Below are 22570 nucleotides of genomic sequence, written 5' to 3' on the forward strand. Positions count from 1 at the left end.
CGACCAGGAGGATGTTAAGTCACAAGGACGAATCACGACGCGAGGAGTGCTGGTCGGCCTCCCGGCCGGATCGGATCAGCGGAGTGACCGGCGTCGCGCGAACACCTGTCCGTACCGCGCTGTTGGCACTCGGTTTCCCTTAATTCCTCGCCGTTGTCCTCAGCGTCACGGGGTGAGCAACCCAGCGCAATGATTCTTTCTCATCGGCTACGCCGACCTGTGCACCGACGAGAAAGGCGTCACCGCCATCGAGGTCCAACGCCAGGAGCGGGTCGCCGATCGGTTGTTCATCCTCACTCACTCGACCGGCCGAGGAAGTACTACCTCGAGGCCGCACTTGTTGCCACGGAATCGGCAGGGAGTGATAGACCGGCCCCCACGGCGCGACCTCCCGGCGTAGCGTGAACTGGTCTTGCACTGTTGGGAACCGCGATCGCGGGAGCGGGTATGGACACATCCAGCACTGCACGTGTGGACAAGCTCGATCGTGAGGTCATCGTGACCGGGCTCGTCGTGGTGAGCGGCCTGATCATGGTGGTGCTCGACACAACCATCGTCAACGTCGCGCTCGAAACGGTGGCCCGCCAGCTCGACGCGCCGCTGTCGACGGCGCAGTGGGTGGTGACCGGCTACCTGCTGGCGGTGGGCCTGGTCGTCCCGCTCACCGGGTGGGCCATGGACCGCTTCGGCACCAAACCGGTCTGGATCGTGTCCGTGGTGCTCTTCGCCGCGGGCTCGGCTCTGTGCGCGGCCGCGTGGTCCATGCAGAGCCTGATCGCCTTCCGCATCATCCAAGGGCTCGGTGGCGGCATGCTGCTACCGGGCGGACAGACGATCATCACCAGGGCCGCCGGACCACAACGGCTCGGACGCGCGATGGCCATCCTCGGCGTCCCGATGCTGCTCGGCCCGGTCTTCGGCCCGGTGCTGGGCGGACTGCTCGTCGAGTACACCAGCTGGCACTGGATCTTCCTCGTGAACGTGCCGGTCGCCGCCGTCGCCATCGGGCTTGCCGTGTGGAAGCTACCCAGCGGGGCCGCCGCCGCGGACTCCGGCCGGATCGACGCGCGCGGTCTCATCCTGCTCTCCGGCAGCCTTGTCGTGCTGCTCTACGGCCTCTCCCAGGCCAGCTCGCAGGGCGGATTCGGCTCCTGGAGCGTGCTCGCCTGGCTCGTGGCCGGCGTGGCCGGCCTCGCCCTCTACACCTGGCACAGCCTGCGCCGAGGCCCGTCCTCCCTCATCGACGTGCGGCTGTTCACCAACCGCTACTTCGCCAGCGGCTCCGTGATGATCTTCCTCGTGGCCATCGCGCTGTTCGGCAGCCTGCTGCTCCTGCCGCTCTACTACCAGGTCGTGCGCGGTCAAGGAGCTCTCCAAGCCGGCCTGCTGCTCGCCCCGCAAGGCCTCGGCGCCGTGGTGGCGATACCGCTCGCCGGCAGACTGACCGACCGGGTCGGCGCAGGCTACGTCGTGCCAGTCGGCGTCCTGCTCGCGCTACTGGGCACCGCGCCGCTGACACACGTCGGCCCCGCCACCTCCTACGCCTGGCTGGGCGGCGCACTGTTCGTGCGCGGCATGGGTCTCGGGGCCGTCATGATGCCGACCTTCGCCGCGGCCTACGCCCGCCTCGACCAGCGCGCCGTATCCCGCGCCGCCCCCACACTCACGGCCATCCAGCAGATCGGCGCGTCACTCGGCAGCGCGCTGCTCGTGACAGCCCTGACCCAGCGACTCACCCACCTGCTCACCGGCCGCGGCATCCCGGCCACCGGCACCGGCGCCAACCAGATAGTGTCCCTGCCGCCCCGAGCCAGAGCCACCGTCGGCCCGATCCTCGCCGAGGCGTTCGGTTTCGCGTTCTGGGTCGCGTTCGCCATGACAGCGGCTTTGATCATCCCCGCGCTCCTGCTCCCCCGGCACCCGACGCGCGCCCCAACCCCGGACACGGCAGCGCACCGGACCTGACAGACCGCGCCCATGTCCTTTACCGACATGCACGTCCAACCCCCGATGACGATCCGGACCACGCCGCACCCGCACACGAGGGGGCTTTCTGCCCTACTTCGAGACCGTTGTCCGTGCGAGCGTGCGGTCATCACCGGCTTCGAAGGGGTGGGGTATGCCAGCCTACGACGAATTTGCGGGGGCCCTACCGTACGCCAGCGAGATGTTCGGGGTGTACCAACCACTTCTCGGCTGGAAGTCCCGTCTGAAAGTCGAGCGGTTCCAAGCCGCGGTCGTGGCCGACTACGTCGCGCTTCTGGCCCGGGATTGGCAGTCGCCGGGGCTTCGTGGTCAGTTCGCTCCCGGGCCGCCGGTGACGCGACCGTGGCCCCAGTTCGCTGTCCCACCGGCGAACTGGCTCGATACAGAGATGGCGGTCGCGCTGCGGGCGAAGGCTGCGGAGGCGGTAGGAGACGGCAACGGAGCTCTCAGCGCCGAGACGTGGCGGAATCTCCTCGCGCCGGAGCAGGTCGAGAACGTCTTCGCGTCGGTACGGGCCGAGGGCCGGCTCGACGAGCTCGCGCAGGTGCGCGAGGCTGAAGCCTGCCGGAAGCTCGTCTGGATCGGGAAACACCATCCCGGGCTGGCGGAGGATCTCCTCGCGGGCCGGCGGCGTGCACCGGACACACTGGAGAAGTTCATCGATCCGGTGCCCGATCTCGCCGACCTGAGCCTGGCGGTACTCTCGCCGCTCGGGCTTGTGCATCTCTACCGTGAGTACTTCTTCGAATTCGCGACGTTCCTCGGCCCTCCCGTGGGGCACGTGTGGATCAGCCCCGGCGGCACCGTGGAGTTGGTCGAGGCCAACACGCGGCGGCGGCTCGTCGAACGCACAATAGAGACTCTGGCGGAGACCGTCACCAAGAGCGAGGTCGCGACGACGGAGCAGGACGAGATCGCCGACGCGGTCCGGGAGGAGAACTCGCAGGACCTCCGGTTCGGAGTGACGGTGAGCGGCGGCTGGAACATCGGCGTCGCGCACGCCGAGGGGAACGTCAGTTTCGGCTTGGACACCAGCCACAAGGCCGCCGAAGAGAGCACGCACAAACACCTGCGGGAGCAGAGCGAGAAGCTTTCCACGGAGATCCGCCGCAATTTCAAGACCAGTTTCCACCTGGCCGAGGAAACCACCGACACGTCCAGCCGGAAGTACGTCGTCGAGAACAAGAGCGACAAGCTCGTCAACTATGAGCTGCGGCGCAAGATGCGCAAGGTGGGCGTGCAGGTGCAACACGTTTCGAGCCAATTGTGCTGGGAGGTGTATGTCGACGAGCCCGGCGCCGACCTCGGCCTCGCCGAGCTCGTGCATGTCGCCAAGCGCGGCGACGCGGGTGGCGAGGTGCAGCCACCGGCGACACCGGTCGACCCTCCGCCGAAATCGTCCCCCCTCGCCGTTCGCTTCGATTTCGAGGGCTTTCCGCCCCGCGACCCGGATGACGCGACCTACGCCGACGGGGTGGCCAACAAGGGAAATCCGCTGCTCGAACGGCGGATCCGGTGGGAGCGGACCTTCACGGCCAAAGCGCCGGAGGCGGGTTACCAGCTCGCCGCCGTCGCCGTCACCTCCGTCGAGCGCGTGGACCCCGACCACGATCCCGCCTCGATCGTCGTACCCGAATTCGTCGTGGAGACTTCCAGCACCAACGTGTTCACCCTCAGACTCCGTCAAGTGAACTTCCAGGAGCAGCCCGCGCTGATGTTCGCGCTGGACCTGCTGTGGGAGGCCCCTGCCCTGACCAAGGCGGCGCAGGCCCGCTACGACGCGCAGGAGGCGCAGTTCCTCGCCAAACTGCAGCGGCAGGAAAAAGACGAGTACGTGACCGCCGTCCGGGAGCGCGTCAAGCTCGCCAGCGGCATCCGAGCCCGGCCGAGCGACGACCTCCGAGAGGAGGAACGCATCGTCGTCTTCCGCCGCCTGGTCTCCCAGTTGCTGGCCGTGGGCGGAACCGGAGCGTCCTACCAGGTCAGGGTCGAATGGCTGCGCCGCCTCTTCGATCTCGACAAGATGCTGTACTTCGTCGCGCCGGAGTGGTGGCGCGCGCGCCGCCGCTACCAGCCGCAGATGCAGTTCACCCGCAAGGTGCACGACCCGGTCGAGAACGTCGACCTCCCGGCTCCGACGGTGCTGGGCGAGGACGAGGTCGTCGGCTGGGGTGGCGCGGGGGACAAGAACCGCGCCAACTACCTGATCACCGAGGAATCCGAGCCCGCCCGTCTGGGCAGCTCTCTCGGCTGGCTGCTCCAGCTCGACGGCGATACCCGCCGCAACGCCTTCCTCAACTCCCCCTGGGTGAAGGCAGTCCTGCCCATCCGGCCCCACCGCGAACGGGAAGCCTTGCGGTGGTTGCAGCTCGCACAGGTGGAGGGAGTCACCGGGCTCGACGCGCCGTACGTCGGCGACGAGCCGGAGCTGCAGGGCCTGACAATCCGCCAGGCGCTGGAAGCGCTCGCCGACGACGTCGCGGAGCGCAACACGCTGGAGGCCACCCTAGGCACCGAGAAGGTCTTCGAAAAGGGATTCGACCCACTGGAAGGAGGGTTCCGTGCCACCGAGCAGCCCTACGAAGTCTTCGACCAGTGGATCGAGGTCCTGCCGACCGAACAGGTCGCGGCGCTGGAGTACGACCCGGCCGCGCACTTGTAGCCGACGCCGCGTCGCCGGAATCAGCCGCCGGTGGCCGGCATGCTGAGCCTTGTCGCCCACGAGTTCAGCGGCTCGTCCGCGCAGTTCGTGATCGTGGTCGCCGGCATCCACGCCAGCGAGCAAAGCGGCGTGGAGGTCGCGCGCTGGATCGGCGCCAAGCTCGACGGCCGGGAGAAGCCGACCAGGTTCGGCGCCATCATCGTGCCCGAGTTGTTCCCGAGACGCGGCGAGCAAGCCCGCACCGCCGAGTGGAAGACAGGCAGCGCCGCCGCGTTCCGCGAGATCGTCCAGGGCCGCAAGACGATCTACCCGAACAGGCAGTTCCCGCCGCCAGGACGGTCGCTGGAGTTCCTCCGCGACGGGTACTTGAAGGACCTCCAAGGCCGCGACATCAAGATCGGCCGCGAGCGTGTCCCGCTGCTGGCCGAGGCCCGGTACCTCATCCGGCTCATCGAGGCCGTCAAACCCATCCGCATCGTGAGCATCCACGGCATGCGGCCGAGAACGAAGAATGATCTCAAGAACGCGGCCGCCCACAAGATCATCGATATGACCGACGCGCAGATCAGCAAATGGGAAGGCACGGCCGTCAAGGGCGTCAACTTCCCCGGCATCTTCGTCGACCCCCGCTACCGATTGGATCCCAAACACCGTGGATTCGATGTCGAGGACTCCAAGTTCGATCTCGCGCTCGACCCGGCCTTTCCCAAGATCGGCGGCAAGAAGCGGTGCGACTCGGCCCGGTCCGACGACGGCCGCGAAGACGACATGCTCGCCATCGGCGCGGCCGGCGCCGTCTCGGACATCTCGCTGGTCCCCGGAAATCACGTCAAAGAGTCGGTCCCGGTCGTGCACTATGCAAAGGAAGGCGCCACGCCGAACGCGTTCTCGCTGGGTGACTGGGCACCGGTGGACGTAAGCCCTGGAAAAGGCATGCCAGGATCCCGGCGAGGTGCCCCGGTGTTCACCGTGGAAGTGAAGGGAAACCAGGAAAGCTGGGCATTTCTCGACGGCGTTCAGGTGATGTCCGAGCAGGGCGAGCCACTGACGCGACGACCCACGCCTGCGCAACGAGCAACCGGGCATAAGGGCGCCAAATTCGAAAGGCCCCCGAAGTTCGACGCGAAACGGTCCCGTGATCTGCAGGCCTACGCGCAGGCGATCATCGACACCATTCTCGATCTGCCGTGACGTGCAGAGGGTTTCCGCGCACATCAGGCGCAGTCGATGTGACCCTCCCTCAGCGGACGAACACCACGAACACCACGACCGCCCCCACCACGGTCGCCACCACACCGACCACCGCGGGCAGCCAGTCCATCGGCAGCGGGCGACCGCGCCGCATCGCCCGCTGGACCTGCGCCCACCGGCGGTAGGACAGCGCCGCCAGCACCGTGCCCGTCACCGCGAGCAGCACCGCGAGCCCCGTGCGCAACCCCGCGACGGCGAACGGCGGCACCAGCTGGGTCAGCACCACCGCACCGGCCACGAGCGCCAGCGCCGTGCGCAGCCAGGCCAGGAAGGTTCGCTCGTTGGCGAGGGTGAACCGGTAATCCGGCTCCTCGCCCTCCTCATACCACCGTGGCCGCATTCAGACTCCAGTGAGCCGGCGCAGCCGCGGGCTGTCACCGAAGCAGTTCGTGTGTTTCGCCTGGATATCCTACAGCTCCTCCTCCGGAGGGCAGGACCGTCGGACCCCGGGGGCATCGGCGTGCTACAGGCAGGCTCGCAGGATCCGGGCGAGGGCTTCGCGTGTGACGGGGCGGGGAACCACGCCGAGCTGCCGTGTCTGCCGCAGGGTGCCGTCGATCAGCGCCTCGACGTCGTCCTCGCCATAGCCGAACGCACGCAGGCGCGTCGGCATCTCGATGTCGGTCATCAGTTCACGCAGCACCGAAGGCAACACCTGTGCGCCGTCCGCGCGGCTGAAGGTTTCTCCGGTTAGCAGTTCGGCGGCCCGTAGATGCCGGTCGGGGCCGGCCGGGTAGGTCCACTCGAAGACGGCGGGCGCGGTGATGGCGACCGCTTGCCCGTGCGGCACCATCGGCATGGCCGGATATCCGGCGGGCTGATAGGCATCGACCATGCCTGCGATCGGGTAGGCGGCCGCATGCGGCAGGTGGGTGCCCGCATTGCCGAACCCCGTGCCGGCGCAGGTCGACGCGAGCGCCATGTGGTAGCGCGCCTCGAGGTCACGGCCATTGAACACCGCCGCGCGAAGATAGCGCCCGACGAGCCGCAACGCCTGCTCGCACCACCCGTCGCTGATCGGGTTCGCACCGGAGAACGCAGGCCGCTTCCCGGCTTCGGCCGGGGCGGCACGGGTGTCGAATCGTATCGCGGTATAGGACTCCAGTGCGTGGCTGAGCACATCCATGCCGCTCGCCGCGGTGACTTCCGGCGGCAGCGACACCGTCACCTGCGGGTCGACGACCGCGAGCGCGGGGCGCAGCCAGGGGTGGCTGACGCCGGCCTTGATCCGCGCGCTGAGGAGATCGACGACGGCGATCGCGGTGGACTCCGAGCCGGTGCCGGCGGTGGTGGGCACGGCGATCAACGGCTTCAGCGGGGCTGGTGGCGCCTTGCCCGCCCCGACCGGCGGCGTCACGTAGTCCAGTAGGTCGCCACCGTGTGTGGCCAGCAGGTTGACCGCCTTCGCGGTGTCGATGGCCGATCCCCCGCCGACCGCGATGAGCCCGTCCCACGGTCGCTCGCGGGCACGGGAGACCGCGTCGGCGATGCTGACATCCGTGGGCTCGACCGCCACTCCGTCGAACACCTCGCACTTGACACCGCACGCCTGCACCGTGTCCCGCACCCGGTCGGGCACCCCGGTTTCGCGCACTCCTGCGTCGGTGACGAGCAGTACGTCGCGTAGTCCCAACGTGCGCGCGTCGAGCCCGATCTCGTCGAGCGCTGCGACACCGAACTTCAACGGCGGAGCCGCCCAGGTGAACACCCCATCGTTTCCGGCAACCATAATCCGCGCCTCCGTTCCCCACGTGGCCTGCTATCACAATGTGGCATACCATTTCAAAGTGCGCCAGGACAATGCTACCGATCGCGATCCCGCGTCACTGTCCGGCAGAACGGCTGTGGTGACCGGCGGATCCAGCGGAATCGGCGAGGCCATCGTTCGTCACGCCCGGCAGCGTGGCGCGCGGGTCGCGGCCCTCGATCTGGAACCGACGTCAGGGGCAGATTTGTTCGTCGCGTGCGATGTGAGCGTCGAAGATGAAGTGCGAGCGGCATTCGAGAAGGTCGATGACGCACTCGGCCCGGCCGACATTCTCGTCAACAACGCCGGAATCGCGCCGCCAGGCCGGTTCACAGACCTCACAACGCGGTCCTGGGAACGCACCCTCGCCGTCGACCTGACCGGTGTCTTTCTCTGTATCCGCGAGGCGCTGCCACAGTTGCGGGCAAGCGGCGACGGAAGCATCACCAACATGGGCTCGATCGCCGGCCGCCACCGCAGCCTGACCGCGAACGCGGCCTATGCGGCCGCCAAGGGCGGTGTCATCGCACTGACCCGGCAGCTCGCGCACGAGCTGGCACCCGAGCGCGTGCGGGTCAATTGCGTGTGCCCCGGCCTGGTCGGCACCGAGATAATCCGGCGCAACGTGCCGGAGAACGAGCAGGCCGACCTGGCCCGGTCGATCCCCATGGGACGGTTCGCCGCTCCGGAGGAGATCGCCACGGTCACCTGCTTTCTGGCCTCGGCGGCGGCGAGCTACCTCACCGGTGCCGTCGTCGACGTCAACGGCGGCCTGCTCTAGCCCGGCCCGTGTTGACAGCGGAGAGGCGTCGCGCGACGATATTCCACAATATGACTTGATATTCCACACGTGCTTGAAACGCCCGCGCCGGGCAGGAGGTGGCGCCATGAGTCATCCAGTCGCTCGCAAGGTCAGCGCCGAGGTCTCGGTGCCGAAAGTCGCGCTCGCCAGCTCCATCGGCGCCACCATCGAGTGGTACGACTTCTTCCTGTACGGCACCGCCTCCGGTTTGGTCTTCAGCAAGCTCTTCTTCCCCAAGTTCGACCCGGCGGTCGGTGTCCTGGCCTCCTTCGCCACGTTCGCCGTCGGATACCTCGCGCGCCCGGTCGGGAGTCTGATCTTCGGCCATTTCGGCGACCGCGTCGGCCGCAAGACCATGTTGATCCTGACCTTGTTGATCATGGGTCTGGGCACGTTCGTGATCGGCGTGCTGCCCACCTACAGCGCGATCGGCATCTGGGCACCGGTGCTGCTGGTGCTGATGCGGGTGTTGCAGGGCATCGGCATCGGCGGCGAGTACGGCGGCGCCGTGCTGATGGCCGTGGAGTACGCGCCGGCCGGCAGGCGCGGATTCTTCGGCAGCTGGCCACAGGTCGGTGTGCCCGCAGGCCTGCTGCTGTCCTCCGGCGTGTTCGCCGCGCTGTCCGCGTGGCTGCCTCCCGGCGGCTTCATCGCGTATGGCTGGCGGATCTGCTTCCTGGTCAGCGTGGTGCTGGTGGCCGTCGGGCTCTACATCCGGCTGCAGGTGCTGGAGACCCCGGCCTTCGCCGAGGTGCGGGCACGCCAGGAACAGGCGAAGGTCCCGTTCGCGGAGCTGGTCCGGCGCTCCCCCAAGGAACTCGGGTTGAGCCTGCTGACCCGGTGGATCGAAGGCCTGACCTACAACGCCTATTCCGTGCTGATGGTGGCGTTCGTGGTGAACCGGTTGCATGTCCAGCAGGGCAAAGCCCTGCTGGGGGTGATCATCGCCGCCGCGATCGGCATGGTCGTGACCCCGCTCTACGGCATCCTCAGCGACCGCATCGGGCGGAAGCGCGTCTACGGCGCCGGCGTCGTGGCGGTGGCCGTGTTGGCGTTTCCGTCCTTCTGGGCGATCCAGACCGGCAAGGTGGGGTGGGTCTGGCTCGGCATCATCATCCCGTTCGGCTTCGGGTACTTCGCGATCTACGCGCCGCTGGCCGCGTTCTGGGCCGAACTGTTCGACACCCGCTACCGCTACACCGGGGTCGGTTCGGTCTACCAGTTCTCCGGCATTTACGCGAGCGGCCTGACGCCACTGATCGGCTCGGTGCTCATCGCGGTGGGCGGCGGTAGTCCGTGGCTGTTCGGGGCGTACCTCGTCGTGGTCGCGGTGATCAGTCTGGTCGCCACCGTGTTCCTGCCCGAGACCTACCGGCGTGACATCATGCCGACGGCCAGTGCACCCGTGGTGGCCGAACAGGAGGCCCTCGGCCGCAGCGGACGGCGCCGCGGCTAGGCACGGCCTCGCGCCGCCACGAGGAGCCGCCGGGTGCCCTCGGCGCGAGCCCGCCAGTGCACTCCGACGGGACCCAGCCGCGGCTCGGTGGCGCGATGCCGGGCACGCCACCGGCCGGCATGGCCGGCCAGCCAGCCCAGGGTTTCGCGCGGCGCCTGCTCCAGCATCGACCGCAGCATGAACGCGCGTTCCCCGGCCCGCGGCGCGAGACCGCAGGAACCGGACGCTTCGGCAAGGTCCCGGCGGCTGAGCAGGATCCCACTGCGGACCGGGGTGAGCAGCGCACGCACCAACCGGTCGAGCCCCTCGTCGGTGGTGACCGGATCGGGCGCGGCACGCAGGCAGGCCGGTGCGGTCTTCGGCGGTCGCAGCTCGTCGGCCTCCGTGAGCAGCGCATCCGCGACGATCCGTGCCCACGCGCGGTAGAACCCGTCGCCGGCGTCCTCGAGCGCGGTCGTGTAGGCGATCGCCCACGTGAGCAGGTGCTCCCACAACAGGGCACGGCGTGCCTCGCGGCGGATGGCCCTGCGTGCCGGCTGAGGCTCCGCGCGCTCGGCGTCGGCCAGCGCGGCGTACAACCCGAGCAGCACCCCGAGATGATCGGGTTCCGAGGGCGGGGTGAGGTGCAGGGCGCGCCAGAACCCGGCGACCCGGTCCGCGGCCTCACCGCCGAGCATGCCCTCGGCGCCGAGATAGACCGCGGCATAGGGCACGAGCTGGACGACGAACGTTTCCGTGTAGGACGCCGGGTCGGTGAGAGGGGGCAGCCCGAGTGCGGCGGCGATCCGCGCGTGCGCCAGATGGGGTGCCTCGCACAGCGCGCCCAGCGCGCGGAACAGTTCGGGATCGATGGCCGTCGGCCGCGACGCCACCTGGGGCTCGCTGCTCATGGCGTCAGGCGGAACGCGTCGAGCCCCGGCTTGAGCGGGCGCATCATCCAGCTCGGGCGCCGGGTGCCGTCGGGTGAGTGCTCGTCGGCACCGCGAGTGCGTTCCAGCCACCGCCGGTACACCTCGTGTGCCCTGGCCGTGTCGACCGCGATGTCGCCGTAGCTGTCGCCGGGCTCGGCCCGCCGCACCCGCACCGCCTGGTGCCAGCAATGCTGGCCGGAAATCGGGTCCGGCTGCACACCGAAGGTGAGGTTCTGGTGGACGCCGAGCTGACTCCACCAGATCCTCGAGGTGTCGGGGTCGGTCGAGGAGTACGAGCCGGCGCCCGCCCGCCGCGACAACGACCAGCGCCCGTCCGCACGGTTCAGGTCGACGGCCGCGGCCATCTGGTTGACCCCGCTGCCGGTGCCCGCCGGCTTCCAGCGCCCCATGTGGTGGCTGCACGCCACGACTCCGGGCCGGATACCTTCGGTGATCCACACGTTCACCACGAAGTGCCCGATCTCGGTTTCCACGCGCACCAGGTCCCGCGCGCCGATCCCGAGCCTGGTGGCATCCTCGGGATGTATCCACAGTGGATTCGTATGGGCGAGCTCGTTGAGCCACTTGGCATTCGCGCTGCGAGTGTGGACCTGCGTCGGCAGCCGGAAGGTCGAGATCAGCACCAGCTGGCCGGATTCGAGCCGGTCGGGATGAATGTGGCTGGCGATGTAGGTCGGCACCGCGTACTCCGGCCACCCCCAGGAGTCGACGGTGGTCGAGAAGAACTCGAGCTTTCCGCTGGGCGTGGGGAATCCCCGGCGGACGGCTCCGTCCACCCGCACCCCGATGGGCCTGCGACCCTCGGCGTCGGCGGGCGGCGCGGCCATCGGGACGAGGTTGTCCTGGGGTCCCTTCGCCACGGCGTAGACGCGTCCGGACCGTTCGATCGCGTCGGTCAGTTCCTCGGCCGGGACCTCCTGCGCGAAGACCTGACCGATGCCCCTGCGCACCTCGAACGCGCCGTACCGGCGCATGTAGTCGAGCGGGTCGAGGCCCTCCGCCGCAGCCGCCTCCGGCAGGCCGGGCACGGAGTTCTCGAAAATGTAGCGGTAGTACTCCTCGACGGTGAGCTTCTCCCCCGGCCGCTCGGCCGACTCGTAGTAGCGGCGGATGCCCAGTGTGCCGTCCGGGTCGATCCGCCAGGACAGCTCGATCCAGAACTCGTTTTCCTCCCACACCTCGCCGGGGTTGACCTGCCGGGTGTCGGTGATCCGCTCGCCCAGCCGTTCCCGGGCGGTGCGCAGGACGGGCTGCCGGAACGCGATCCACTGGCCGTCGTACTGCTCGTAGGAATGCAGGTCGTGGCGCTCCGAGGAGTGCCCCATGGGCAGCACGTAGTCGGCGAAGTACGCCGTCTCACTCCAGGTCGGCGTGAGCGCCACGTGCAAGCCGATCGCGCCAGGGTCGGTGAACATCTCCATCCAGCTCATGCCGTCGGGATTGGTCCAGACCGGGTTGTAGACGCGGGTGAAGTACACCTCGATCCGCCCTCGGCCGTCCTTGAGGAAATGCGGCAGCAGGAACGACAGCTCGTTGAGCGCGAGCGGGTACTCGCGCGGCCAGGTCAGCTCGTTCCAGGTGTGCGGATGGCCGGGGAGGTGGATCGGGCGAGGCACGAACTTGTGCCAGGCGTTCGGGTAGGTGCCGCCCTGTGTGGCCACGGCGCCGAGCAACGCGTTGAGCAGGAACAGACACCGGGAGACCTGCCAGCCGCCGAGGTTCCCGGCGGCGGCGGAGCGCCAGTTGTGGGTGGAGAGCCGGGTGCCCGCGCCCGCGACGATGTCGGCGACCTGCTGCAGCTTCCGGGCAGGCACGCCGGACTCACGTGCCGCGAACTCGAAGGTGAACTCGTCGTAGAGCCGGGCGAGTTCGGTTTCGAACGTCTCGAACGTGCCGGGCAGGCCGGTGTGCCGTTGCGCGAGGTACTCCTCCCAGTTCCACCAGCGCCGCACGAACTCCCGGTCGTAGCGGCCGGTGGTGATGAGGTGCCCCGCGATGGCCAGCAGGATCGCGGCCTCGGATCCCGGATAGGGCGAGATCCAGTGATCGGCGTGGGTGGCGGTGTTGGACAGCCGCGTGTCGAACACGATCAGCTTCGCGCCGCGCTGCTTGGCGTCGGTGATGCGCTGCGCGTGCGGGTTGAAGTAGTGCCCGGTCTCCAGGTGCGAACTGATCAGGAGGATCACGTCGGCGTTGGCGTGATCCGGGCTCGGCCGGTCGATCCCGCTCCAGAAGTGGTAGCCGGCCCGCGCGCCGCTGGAGCACACGTTGGTGTGCGAGTTGTGTCCGTCCACGCCCCAGCTGGCGAGCACCCGCTCGGTGAAGCCGTCCTCGCCGGGGCGGCCCACGTGGTACATGATCTCGTTGTGCCGTCCCTCGGTGATCGCGGCACGGATGCGGGCGGCGATGTCGTCGAGCGCCTCGTCCCAGCCGACCTGCACCCAGCGGCCCTCGCCCCGCGCGCCGGCCCGCTTGAGCGGATACAGGATGCGGTCCGGGTCGGTGACCTGGTTCAGCGTCGCCGGGCCCTTCGCGCAGTTGCGTCCGCGCGAGCCGGGATGCGCGGGGTTGCCCTCGAACTTGTGCACCCGCAACGTGTCCCGCTCCACATACGCCAGCAGACCGCAGGCGGACTCGCAGTTGAAACACGTCGTGGGCACCAGCATCGAATGCCGTTCCACCCGGCGCGGCCAGGAGCGCGAGTCGAACTCCACCCAGTCGTCCCAGCGTTCCTTGGGCGGAAACGACGCGAGGTGGATCCGGCTCGCTCCGGGGTAGAAGGTTTCGCCGCGCGCCAGTGTGGCCTCCCGCGCCGCGCTGACCCGCGCGCCCAGTTCTGCCGGGTCGGGCCTGCCCTCTGCGACCGCCATCGCAGCCTCCCGAATTCTCTAGGCCAGGGGGACCGACTGGCCGGCCTGGACGTAGGCGTGTTCGTGCGCGAGCAGACCGAGCAGCGCGGGTATCGCGACCCAGGCGCCCGCCAGGGGTGCCGCGACCCCGACGGCGACCAACGGGAGTCCGGCCCAGAAGTAGGCCCGCCACCTGCCGGTGAGCATTTCGTGCATCGCCAGCCGCGCGTGTGCGCTCGGGTGAGCCAGCGTGATCTCCCCGAACACCAGCAGGACGTGCACCGCCGCGGCGACCGCCAGCACCCAGGCCAGCGCCACCACCGGCCCACCGGTCCACCACGCCGCGATCGGCAGCAGCGCGGCCGCCCCGGCGACCATCGCCTGCACCAGCAGATGTGGCGGTAGCAACGGGTTCTGCCACATGTCCCGCGCCGTGGCCTGGGCGAAGAGATAGGCCGTGTAGACGGCCGTCGCGACCGCGACCGGTCCTCCGGCCACCGCGACCGCCTGCCTCAGCCCGGCCGAACCGAGCAGGCTCCCGAGCAGGTGCACGGCGAGCACGGCGGCGTACAGCGTGATGATCACACCGCCACGCACCAGCCAGCTGCGCCACTGCGGTTTGGTGAGCACGTAGTAGAACCGCTCCGGATGCTCCAGATCCCAGATCAGGATCACCACCGTGGCCGCCAACGCTACCGCCGCGAGCACCGGCACGACCCAGCCGAACACCACGCCCGTCCACGACAACCGGCCCAGCAGGGCCAGCAACAGCGCCGTCAGGTACGCGCCCGCGGCGATGCTCTTGGTCCACGTGTACAGCGCCACCCGCCAGTCCCACGGCACGCCGTGCGCCACGTCGTAGGACAGCAACGCGGCGGCACTGCTGTTCGAAGCGCCGGGATGGCCGCTCGCGTACTCGCCCGGCTGCCGTGGAATCTCGCTCCACGCATAGGTGTCACCGGCGGGCCGGTCCGCGCCCAGCGGGTCCAACGTGGACTGTGTGGCGCCGCGGTAGAAGACCTGGGGCCGGGTGCCTTTCTCGGGTCTTCGCACCGAGACGGGTTGCCGTGCGACGATCCGGGCCGCCTCGGATTCCGGATCCTCGGCGTCGCCGACGATGATCGCCTGCGTGGGGCACACCGTGACACACGCCGGTTCCAGGCCGATGTCCAGCCTGTGCGCGCACATGTTGCACTTCTCCGCGGCGTGATCGTCGGGATTGATGAAGATCGCGTCGTAGGGACAGGCCGCCATGCAGGCCTTGCATCCGATGCACAGGTCCTTGTCGAAGTCGACGATGCCGTCCGGACGGGTGTGCATCGCCGCGGTCGGGCACGCGGCGACACACGGTGCGTCGGCGCACTGGTTGCACCGTGTGACCTGGAAGGCACGCCGGGCCTCCGGGAAGCGGCCCACGTCGACGCTCTTGACGAAGGTCCGGGTGACCGACAGCGGCACGTCGTTCTCCGACTTGCACGCGGTCGTGCAAGCGTGACAACCGATGCATTTCGTCTGGTCGAGTACCTTGAGCCAGCGCCGGGGACCGTCCGGACCATCCATAGTGGACAGAAGGTCGGCGTCGCCGCCACGCTCGGGATCGCTCATCACGCGTACACCCCCCTACGGACCGCCGCCGCTGATGCGGAAACCGGTGGCCTCTGGGTACCCGGTGCGATCGCCTCGTAGGCGGCCGCTGCGAAGCAGAGCAACGCATCCTGCCCTGCCGGAGCCACTAATTGTAGCCCGGCCGGCAGGCCCACGTCACCATAACCGCACGGCAGAGACACGGCGGGCATGCCGGTGAGGTTGAACGGCGCGGTGAAACGCACCAGCGCCGTGCCCACGGGCTCCCGGCCGCCGCCCAGGTCCACCTCGGTGTCACCGAGCGCGGGTGCGGTGCACGGCAGCGACGGCGTGGCGAGGACGTCCACGCCCGCCGACACCGCGGTGAACGTTTCGACCGCGGCGGCGCGAAGCCGTTGCGCCGTCAGATAATCACCGGCGAGCACGTACCGTCCGGCTTCCAGCCTCGGCCGCACGGCCGCCCCGTAGGGGGCCTCGCCGCACAGGAACCGTTCGTGCTGGGCGGAACCCTCGGCGTACGCGATCACCCGGTTGATCGCGACCAGCAGGTCCGGATCGGGCAGTTCGACCTCCACGAGCCGCGCCCCGGCGCCCTCCAGGGTGGTCAGCGCGGTCTCGAAACAGCGCGCGACCGCGGGCTCGATTCCGGCCAGCCACGCACGCGGTACCCCGATCCGCAGCGTGCCAGGACCGCGGACCGCGCCCGAGCGGGCGGCGAGCTCGCATCTCGGCACGCCGGCCGTCGCCAGGGTCAGCGCCGCGTCGCGCACGGTGCGCGCAAGAACCCCGACGTGATCGAGGCTCCATGACAGCGGGTAGACGCCCGTCATCGGCAGCAGGCCGAAGGTCGGTTTGATCCCGACGACGCCGCAGCACGCGGCCGGTACCCGCACCGAGCCCCCGGTGTCGGTCCCCACTCCCACCGCCACCAGGGCCGTCGCGACCGCCGCGGCCGAGCCGCCGCTGGATCCGCCTGCGATCCGAGAGGTGTCCCACGGGTTGCGCACCGGGCCGAACGTGTCGTTGTCGGAAGTGACTCCCGCGGCGAACTCCTGGGTGTTCAGCTTTCCGCCGAGGATCGCGCCGGCTCGTCGCAGCCGCTGCCACACCCGCGCGTCGCGACTGGGCACGCGACCGGTGAACAGCCGAGAGCCACAGGTCGTCGGCACGCCGGCGGTGTCGATCATGTCCTTGAGTCCCACCGGCACTCCGGCCAGCCGCCCGCACGCGGGAAGGCGGCCGGGCGAGCTGAGGGTGACCGTCAGGAACGCGTTGAGGATCGGCTGCAGGCGTTCGATCCGGTCCGCGTACGCGGCTACGACCTCGGCCGGGTCCAGCCGCCGCGTCCGCACCAGCGCCGCCACGTCGGCCGCGGGCAGCCACGGCACGTCGTCGCGGCTCGACGGGGTGGCCGGTACCGGCGCCGGCGGGAGCGGATGGACCGACGGCAGGGCGTGGCGCGCAGCCGCCGGGCGGAACGCCACCGCCGGGTCGTGCGTGTCGAGGGCGGCGAGATCCACCTTCGCCAGCGCCGCCCGCAACGGGGCCGCAAGCTGGTCCGTGGCGTCCAGCAGGGCGGGATCGGCGTCCGGGGCCATCTGCGCCATCACCCGCCGGTTCACCCGCAACCGTCCACTCACGACAGTGCCCCGACTGTGCTGACGTGGAGCAGGCGGCGGGTCTCGGCGGGCGACGCGGGGTGGCGGCCGTACTCGGCACACAGCCCGGCGGCGCGGGCCACGAGCTCGGCATTGGATGCGGCCAGGCGGCCCTTGTCGTAGTAGAGGTTGTCCTCGAGGCCGGTGCGGACGTGCCCGCCACGGGCGAGCGCCCACCGGTTCGCCGCGAGCTGGAAGCGGCCGGTCGCCATGCAACCCCACGTCGCGCCGGGGATGAGCTCGGCCACCTCGGCGGCGAAGAACTCGACGAGCGACTCCCGCGGTGGCAGGGCGTTCTTGATTCCCATCACCAGCTGTACGTGCGGCGCGGGTGCGAGCTGTTCGCGGTGCACCAGGTCCGCGGCCTTGTACAGCATCGCCAGGTCGAACACCTCGATCTCGGGACGGATGCCGAGCGCCACGAACCGGGGGGCGATGTCCTCGACCACGGCGGGCGGATTCTCGTAGATCTGGTTGGGGAAGTTCACCGAGCCGGTCGCGAACGAGGCCATCTCCGGCCGCAACTCCAGGCAGGCGAAACGCTCCTCGATCGACCGGCCGCGCGCGCCGGTGGAGAACTGCACCACCATCTCCGGGCACTCACGCTGAATGCCCGCCCGGACCGCTTCGTAACGTTGCGGGTCCGAGCTGGGCCGTTCGTGCTCGTCACGCACGTGCACATGGCATACGGTCGCCCCGGCGCGGAACGCCTCGACCGCGGAGGCGACCTGCTGCTCGGGCGTCACGGGCACGGCCGCGTTGTCCTTCGTGGTCGGGACGGCGCCGGTGATGGCGACGGTGATGATCGCGGGCTCGCTCATGTTCGCTCCGTCAGATAACTCGTGGTGTAGGTCCCGTCGGCCACCTCGGACTGCTCGAGCAGCCAGCGGTGCAACCCGACCGTGCTGGCCACACCGGCGACGTGGAACTCGTCCAGTGCACGCCGCGAACGGCGCAGCGCCTCGTCCCGGTCGGCGCCGTGCACGATCAGCTTCGCCAGGAGCGAGTCGTAGTGCGGCGGCACCGTTGCCCCCGCGAAGCTGTGGGTGTCCACGCGGACGCCCGGCCCGGCAGGGGGCTGGAAGGCCGACAGCGTGCCGGGGCTGGGCCGGAAGCCCTGCGTCCAGTCCTCGGCGTTGATGCGGAACTCGATCGCGTGCCCGCGCGCGGGCACGCGATCCAGCGTCAGTGGCTCGCCGGCGGCGATGCGTAGCTGCCAGGCGACCAGGTCCACCCCGGTCAGCATCTCGGTGACCGGGTGCTCCACCTGGATGCGGGTGTTCATCTCGATGAAGAAGAACCGGGCGGAGTCGAGGTCGAGCAGGAATTCCACGGTGCCCGCGCTGGCGTAGCCGACGGCGCGGGCGGCCCGGACCGCGGCCGCGCACAACTCCTCGCGCTGCCGGTCGTCGAGGGCGGGCGAGGGCGCCTCCTCGAGCAGCTTCTGGTGCCGTCGTTGCAGCGAGCAGTCGCGTTCGCCGAGCTGCCCGACCCGGCCGTGGTGATCGGCGAGCACCTGGACCTCCACGTGCCGCACGCGGGGCAGGTAGCGCTCGACGTAGACCCCGTCGTCGCCGAACGTGGCGCCGGCCTCCTGCCGCGACAGCGGGAAACTGCGCTCGAGTTCGGCGGCATCCTTGGCCACCCGCATGCCGCGGCCACCGCCGCCCGAGCGCGCCTTGAGCAGCACCGGGTATCCGGCGTCGGCGGCGAACCGCAGCGCCTCACCGACGTCGGCGACCACGCCGTCCGATCCGGGCACCACCGGCACGTCGGCGCCCGCGACGACCTTGCGGGCGATCGCCTTGTCGCCCATCTGCTCGATCGCGCGTGCGGGCGGCCCGACGAACGTGAGACCGTGGTCGGCGACGCCGGCCGCGAACGAGGCGTCCTCCGACAGGAATCCGTAGCCGGGGTGGACCGCGTCGCAGCCGGTGGCCTCGGCCACCTGCAGCAGCAGATCGTGGCGCAGATAGCTGGCGGGCGCCGGGGGCGGCCCGATGCAGACCGCACGGTCGGCCAGCGTGGTGTGCCGGGCACCGCGATCGGCGGCCGAGTAAACGGCCACGGTCTCGATGCCGAGATCCCGTGCCGCGCGGATGATCCGCACCGCGATCTCGCCCCGGTTGGCGACCAGCAACCGCCGGATCACGGTCGCGCCCTGCGCGTGACGTGCAGCCGGAAGCCCGGCCTTTCGATGCCGATCCGGCTGAGGTCCTGGCGTTGGCCCAGCGCCCGCAGCAGCTCCTTGACCGGGCTCGTGGCAGAGGGCGGCAGCTCCGCCGGGAGCCGCCGGGAACGAGCCGCGCGCAACGGAGCAAGCTCGGTATCGCTGTAGAACGCGGCGAGCAGCAGATCGTCGTCGGAATCGAACGGACCCCGTTGCTCGCGCAGCGCCGGCAACGCCGGAGGGATGATCTCCCCGGCACGTCCGCCATAGAGCTGTGTGCCGGGCGGCGCCTCGTCGAGCACCCGGTCGACGATCTTGGGCAGGACCGTGCCCGCGATGCGCCCGTAGTGTCCGAGCACGTACTTGCGGATCTCGTCCGGGATCGTCCGGTACCGCTCGCCCTGGGTGACGTTGAGCATTGCCTGGGTCACGACGAACTGGGCGAACGGGCTCACCATGATCGGGTATCCGAGATCGACGCGGACCTGTTCGGCCTCCTCGAGGATCGCGTCCTCGGCTTGGCTCATGTTCATCCGTGCCAGATCGGAGCGCAGGTTGGAGATCATGCCGCCGGGCACCTGATGCCGGTAGAGCGCCGGGTCGTACCGGCGTGGCGCGCCGAGGGGAAAGCCGTGCCGGTACGCCACGCCGCGGAAGTAGTCGGCCATCTCGGCCAGGTCGTCGAGGCGCAGGTCGGTGCGGAACCCCTCCCGCGTGAGGTGTTGCACGCAGTACTCGGTGGGTGGCAGCGACGCGCCGCTGGCCAGCGGTCCCGACGCGGTATGGATGACGTCGACCCCGAGCGGGACCGCCTCGAGGTAGCACTGCTCGGCGAGCCCGGACAGGGAGTGCGAGTGCAGCTCCAGCGGCACGTCGCCCAGCACCGACTTCACCGCCGGGATGAGGGTGCGCACCCGGTCGGGTGTGAGCAGCCCGGAGGGATCCTTGAGGAACACCGAGTCGACGCCCTGTGCCACCAGTTCGCGCGCGATGCCTGTGTAGTACTCGTCGGTGTGCACCGGTGAGACCGTGTAGACGAGGCCTGCGCAGACATACAGCCCCTCGCGCCGGGCGGTCCGCACCGACAGTTCGAGGTTGCGGATGTCGTTGAGCGCGTCGTAGATGGTGACGCGCCGCATCCCGTTGGCCCGGATGCGTTGCAGCGCCAGCGCGACCACGTCGTCGGCGAAGAAGCGGAAGGTGAACAGGCTCTGCCCGCGCGTCATGATGTCGACCGGGGTGCGCCGGACGCGCTCGGCCACGAGCCGCATCCGTTCCCACGGATCCTCGTGCAGGTAGCGGACGCACACGTCGAACACCGCGCCGCCCTCGAGGTTGATCCAGTCGAAACCCATCTCGTCCATGCGTGACGCGAACGGCAGGATCATCGCGTTGGTCATCCGTGTCGCCCACAGTGACTGGTGACCGTCGCGGGTGGTGACGTCGACGAATCCGATGCGGCGGCCCGTCATTGCCCGGCCTCCGCACCGGCCCCGGGGTCGAGCCACACCAGGGCCTGGCCGTACTCGACCAGAGTCGCGTCGTCGGCGTCGACGCGCACGACCGTGCCCGCCGAATCGGCGGTCAGCTCGGTGAACAGTTTCATCACCTCGATCAGGCCGACCGCCTGCCCCGCCTCGACCCGATCGCCGATTTCGGCCAGCGGTGGCTCCTCCGGTGACCGCCGCCGGTAGAAGGTGCCGACCATGGGTGCGGTGACCGCGACCCACGAGCCGGAGGTGTCGTCCGCCGCCGGTGCCTCCGTGACGGCGCTCTCCGGAGCCGGGGGCGGCGCCTCGGCGACCGGTGGCGGTGGCGATACCGCGGGTTCGGCGCCATCGCGGCGCAAAGAGATCTTCAGGTCGCCGTGCTCGAGCTCGAACGTGTCGCAGTCGAGCCGCCCGATCAGGCCCACGATCTCACCGACCTCGCTGAAGGACAGCTCATTCATGCCGCGCTTCCTCCCTGGTGACCGTCTCGTGCTCCGGTCCCGGTCCGGCACGCCCGGCGAGCGGGGTGCCGAGCACCTCCATGTTCTGGCCTCGGGTCTCGTGCCCGAAGAACACGATCGGAATGAGCAGCAGCACCATCGCGATCGCGCAGGCGGTGAACACCGACGGCGGGCCCCACCGGGCGAACAGGCCGGGCAGGAAGTAGATGAGCACGCCACCGGTGAGCGCGCGGGTGATCATCTCGGCGGTCGAGGTCCCGAGTCCGCGCAACCGGGTCGGGTACTGCTCCGCCGTGTAGATCTTGCACAGGGCGAAGCTGCCGAGCCCGAACCACGCGATCACGATTCCGGCGGCGATCACGCCGCTGGTCCCGATGAGGCTGCGGAAGGACAGGCCGACCATGCCGAGTGCGCCGAGCACGATGTAGGTCGCGAACACCGGCCGCCGGCCCCAGCGGTCGCCGCCGATGCCCTGGGCCAGCGTGCCGACACCGGAGATCAGCATCATGATGGCGGTGTAGAGCAGGGCCTGGCTGCCTTTCACCCCGATCCCGCCCAGAATGGTGGGCGAGTAGGTGAGGAAGGTGTACCAGAGCACGAACGACGAGCACATGGTGCACCAGGCGACGACGCTGCGCCCGAGGTAGGGCGGTTTGAGGATGGTCCGGATCCGGACGTCACGTTTGCGGGTGGAGCGCAGCACCTCATACGCCTCGGCGTCGATGATGGTCTCGTCGTGCGGAAGGCCGGCCTCGCGTTCGAGTGTGCGCACCCAGGAGCGCACACGGTCGCGGTCGGCCTGACCGCCACCGGCCTCCGCACGCTTGAGCAGATACCGCGGCGTCTCCGGCAGCCATTTGATCAGGAATGGCACCAGGATGATGAATCCGCCGCCGATGAGCAGCGGCACGCGCCAGGCGAGGTTCCAGCCGAACGCCGACGTGGTCCAGAAGCCGGCGAGCGCGGGCAGCGTGTAGCCGGCGTTGAGCACGCCGTTCGTCCAGCCCATCAGGTGGCCCCGGCCGCGCTTGTTCACCATCTCGGACAGGATCGTGTACGGCAGGGGGAACACCGCTCCCTCACCGAAGCCCGCGATGACCCGCAGCACGAACAGCGGCCAGAGGCTGGTCACGAGCGCCGAGGCCAGGGTGAACACCGAGAACACGGTCACCCCGGCGATCAGCACCCGCTTGCGGCCGAAGCGGTCGGCGAGTCGTCCGGCGGGAAAGATGCCGAGCACGAGCCCGATCGTGGCGGAGGCGCCGAGCAGGCCGGTGTCCGACGACGCCAGATGCCAGTGCGGTTTGAGCACCAGCACGAGCGTGCTCACGATCCCGATGTCGAAGGATTCCACCAGCCACACCAGGGCCAGCAGCACGATCGCGATCACGACCGACCGCGTGACCGGGAGGCGATCGAATCTGGTCAGCAGGTTGGCGTCGGTACGAACCTGGTCGTACGAGTCTTCGTAAGCATGGGGCTGACTGTTCATGGTGGCCTCCGACACTGGATGCCGTGATTC

Annotated in this window: 16 protein-coding genes; 5 read left to right on the forward strand and 11 right to left on the reverse strand. The window is 69.5% G+C overall.

The genetic code is table 11. The features are described from left to right. The first annotated feature begins 447 nt into the window (after window positions 1-447). The 3 genes from HFP15_RS05300 (at window position 448) to HFP15_RS05310 (ending at window position 5839) form a co-directional block, all read left to right on the forward strand. A complete protein-coding gene (locus HFP15_RS05300) occupies window positions 448-1965 on the forward strand; it encodes an MDR family MFS transporter (protein ID WP_168512019.1) in 1518 nt (505 codons plus the stop codon). 409 nt (window positions 1966-2374) lie between these two features. Further along, window positions 2375-4648, forward strand: a complete 2274-nt coding sequence (locus HFP15_RS05305) for a hypothetical protein (RefSeq protein ID WP_168512021.1) — start codon at window positions 2375-2377, stop codon at window positions 4646-4648. Window positions 4649-4678: 30 nt separating this feature from the next. Further along, window positions 4679-5839, forward strand: a complete 1161-nt coding sequence (locus HFP15_RS05310; protein ID WP_168512023.1) for a hypothetical protein — start codon at window positions 4679-4681, stop codon at window positions 5837-5839. A 49-nt stretch (window positions 5840-5888) separates the two neighbouring features. Here HFP15_RS05310 and HFP15_RS05315 read toward each other — a convergent pair whose 3' ends face one another. Then, window positions 5889-6239 (reverse strand): YidH family protein, encoded by a 351-nt coding sequence (locus HFP15_RS05315; RefSeq protein ID WP_168512025.1) that lies wholly within the window; start codon window positions 6237-6239, stop codon window positions 5889-5891. A gap of 123 nt (window positions 6240-6362) precedes the next feature. Beyond that, a complete protein-coding gene (locus HFP15_RS05320; RefSeq protein ID WP_168512027.1) occupies window positions 6363-7628 on the reverse strand; it encodes a hydroxyacid-oxoacid transhydrogenase in 1266 nt (421 codons plus the stop codon). On the opposite strand from HFP15_RS05320, the gene HFP15_RS05325 reads away from it, so the two are divergent. Both HFP15_RS05325 and HFP15_RS05330 read left to right on the forward strand, forming a co-directional pair. Further along, on the forward strand, window positions 7534-8427 hold the full coding sequence (locus tag HFP15_RS05325) for an SDR family NAD(P)-dependent oxidoreductase (RefSeq protein WP_312871471.1): 894 nt from the start codon (window positions 7534-7536) through the stop codon (window positions 8425-8427). The genes HFP15_RS05320 and HFP15_RS05325 overlap by 95 nt on opposite strands. Before the next feature lie 106 nt (window positions 8428-8533). Next, complete coding sequence (locus tag HFP15_RS05330) at window positions 8534-9904, forward strand: MFS transporter (RefSeq protein WP_168512031.1); 1371 nt, start codon at window positions 8534-8536, stop codon at window positions 9902-9904. On the opposite strand, the gene HFP15_RS05335 is transcribed toward HFP15_RS05330, so the two are convergent. From HFP15_RS05335 to HFP15_RS05375, 9 genes are read right to left on the reverse strand one after another with little or no spacing between them, the layout of a single operon-like run. Then, window positions 9901-10794: a TorD/DmsD family molecular chaperone gene (locus HFP15_RS05335; protein WP_168512033.1), complete on the reverse strand. Its 894-nt coding sequence runs from the start codon at window positions 10792-10794 to the stop codon at window positions 9901-9903. The genes HFP15_RS05330 and HFP15_RS05335 overlap by 4 nt on opposite strands. Then, window positions 10791-13706, reverse strand: a complete 2916-nt coding sequence (locus tag HFP15_RS05340) for a molybdopterin-dependent oxidoreductase (RefSeq protein WP_168512035.1) — start codon at window positions 13704-13706, stop codon at window positions 10791-10793. Before HFP15_RS05340 ends, HFP15_RS05335 begins: the two co-directional genes overlap by 4 nt. A gap of 18 nt (window positions 13707-13724) precedes the next feature. Further along, complete coding sequence (locus HFP15_RS05345) at window positions 13725-15290, reverse strand: 4Fe-4S dicluster domain-containing protein (RefSeq protein WP_210716726.1); 1566 nt, start codon at window positions 15288-15290, stop codon at window positions 13725-13727. Then, window positions 15290-16909, reverse strand: a complete 1620-nt coding sequence (locus HFP15_RS05350; RefSeq protein ID WP_168512037.1) for an amidase — start codon at window positions 16907-16909, stop codon at window positions 15290-15292. Before HFP15_RS05350 ends, HFP15_RS05345 begins: the two co-directional genes overlap by 1 nt. Beyond that, on the reverse strand, window positions 16906-17748 hold the full coding sequence (locus tag HFP15_RS05355; protein WP_168512039.1) for a 3-oxoadipate:acetyl-CoA acetyltransferase: 843 nt from the start codon (window positions 17746-17748) through the stop codon (window positions 16906-16908). Before HFP15_RS05355 ends, HFP15_RS05350 begins: the two co-directional genes overlap by 4 nt. Further along, entirely contained in the window at window positions 17745-19079 is a 1335-nt protein-coding gene (locus HFP15_RS05360) for an acetyl-CoA carboxylase biotin carboxylase subunit (RefSeq protein WP_312871472.1), read from the reverse strand. The genes HFP15_RS05355 and HFP15_RS05360 overlap by 4 nt, the downstream gene beginning before the upstream one ends. Further along, window positions 19076-20569 (reverse strand): pyruvate carboxylase subunit B, encoded by a 1494-nt coding sequence (locus HFP15_RS05365; protein ID WP_168512041.1) that lies wholly within the window; start codon window positions 20567-20569, stop codon window positions 19076-19078. Before HFP15_RS05365 ends, HFP15_RS05360 begins: the two co-directional genes overlap by 4 nt. Next, entirely contained in the window at window positions 20566-21048 is a 483-nt protein-coding gene (locus HFP15_RS05370) for an acetyl-CoA carboxylase biotin carboxyl carrier protein (protein ID WP_168512043.1), read from the reverse strand. The genes HFP15_RS05365 and HFP15_RS05370 overlap by 4 nt, the downstream gene beginning before the upstream one ends. Continuing rightward, window positions 21041-22540 carry an MFS transporter gene (locus HFP15_RS05375; RefSeq protein ID WP_168512045.1) on the reverse strand — a complete coding sequence of 500 codons (1500 nt, stop codon included), beginning with the start codon at window positions 22538-22540 and terminating at the stop codon, window positions 21041-21043. Before HFP15_RS05375 ends, HFP15_RS05370 begins: the two co-directional genes overlap by 8 nt. Between the last annotated feature and the right edge of the window lie 30 nt (window positions 22541-22570).

The organism is Amycolatopsis acididurans (assembly GCF_012328925.1).
GTDB lineage: Bacteria > Actinomycetota > Actinomycetes > Mycobacteriales > Pseudonocardiaceae > Amycolatopsis_E > Amycolatopsis_E acididurans.

What these genes read in the sequence shown, in the direction of transcription:
- HFP15_RS05355 (WP_168512039.1), bottom strand. Translation starts at nt 17,748, where the DNA reads ATGAGCGAGCCCGCGATCATCACCGTCGCCATCACCGGCGCCGTCCCG.
- HFP15_RS05330 (WP_168512031.1), top strand. Translation starts at nt 8,534, where the DNA reads ATGAGTCATCCAGTCGCTCGCAAGGTCAGCGCCGAGGTCTCGGTGCCG.
- HFP15_RS05335 (WP_168512033.1), bottom strand. Translation starts at nt 10,794, where the DNA reads ATGAGCAGCGAGCCCCAGGTGGCGTCGCGGCCGACGGCCATCGATCCC.
- HFP15_RS05370 (WP_168512043.1), bottom strand. Translation starts at nt 21,048, where the DNA reads ATGAATGAGCTGTCCTTCAGCGAGGTCGGTGAGATCGTGGGCCTGATC.
- HFP15_RS05305 (WP_168512021.1), top strand. Translation starts at nt 2,375, where the DNA reads ATGGCGGTCGCGCTGCGGGCGAAGGCTGCGGAGGCGGTAGGAGACGGC.
- HFP15_RS05300 (WP_168512019.1), top strand. Translation starts at nt 448, where the DNA reads ATGGACACATCCAGCACTGCACGTGTGGACAAGCTCGATCGTGAGGTC.
- HFP15_RS05345 (WP_210716726.1), bottom strand. Translation starts at nt 15,290, where the DNA reads ATGAGCGATCCCGAGCGTGGCGGCGACGCCGACCTTCTGTCCACTATG.
- HFP15_RS05315 (WP_168512025.1), bottom strand. Translation starts at nt 6,239, where the DNA reads ATGCGGCCACGGTGGTATGAGGAGGGCGAGGAGCCGGATTACCGGTTC.
- HFP15_RS05320 (WP_168512027.1), bottom strand. Translation starts at nt 7,628, where the DNA reads ATGGTTGCCGGAAACGATGGGGTGTTCACCTGGGCGGCTCCGCCGTTG.
- HFP15_RS05375 (WP_168512045.1), bottom strand. Translation starts at nt 22,540, where the DNA reads ATGAACAGTCAGCCCCATGCTTACGAAGACTCGTACGACCAGGTTCGT.
- HFP15_RS05365 (WP_168512041.1), bottom strand. Translation starts at nt 20,569, where the DNA reads ATGACGGGCCGCCGCATCGGATTCGTCGACGTCACCACCCGCGACGGT.
- HFP15_RS05340 (WP_168512035.1), bottom strand. Translation starts at nt 13,706, where the DNA reads ATGGCGGTCGCAGAGGGCAGGCCCGACCCGGCAGAACTGGGCGCGCGG.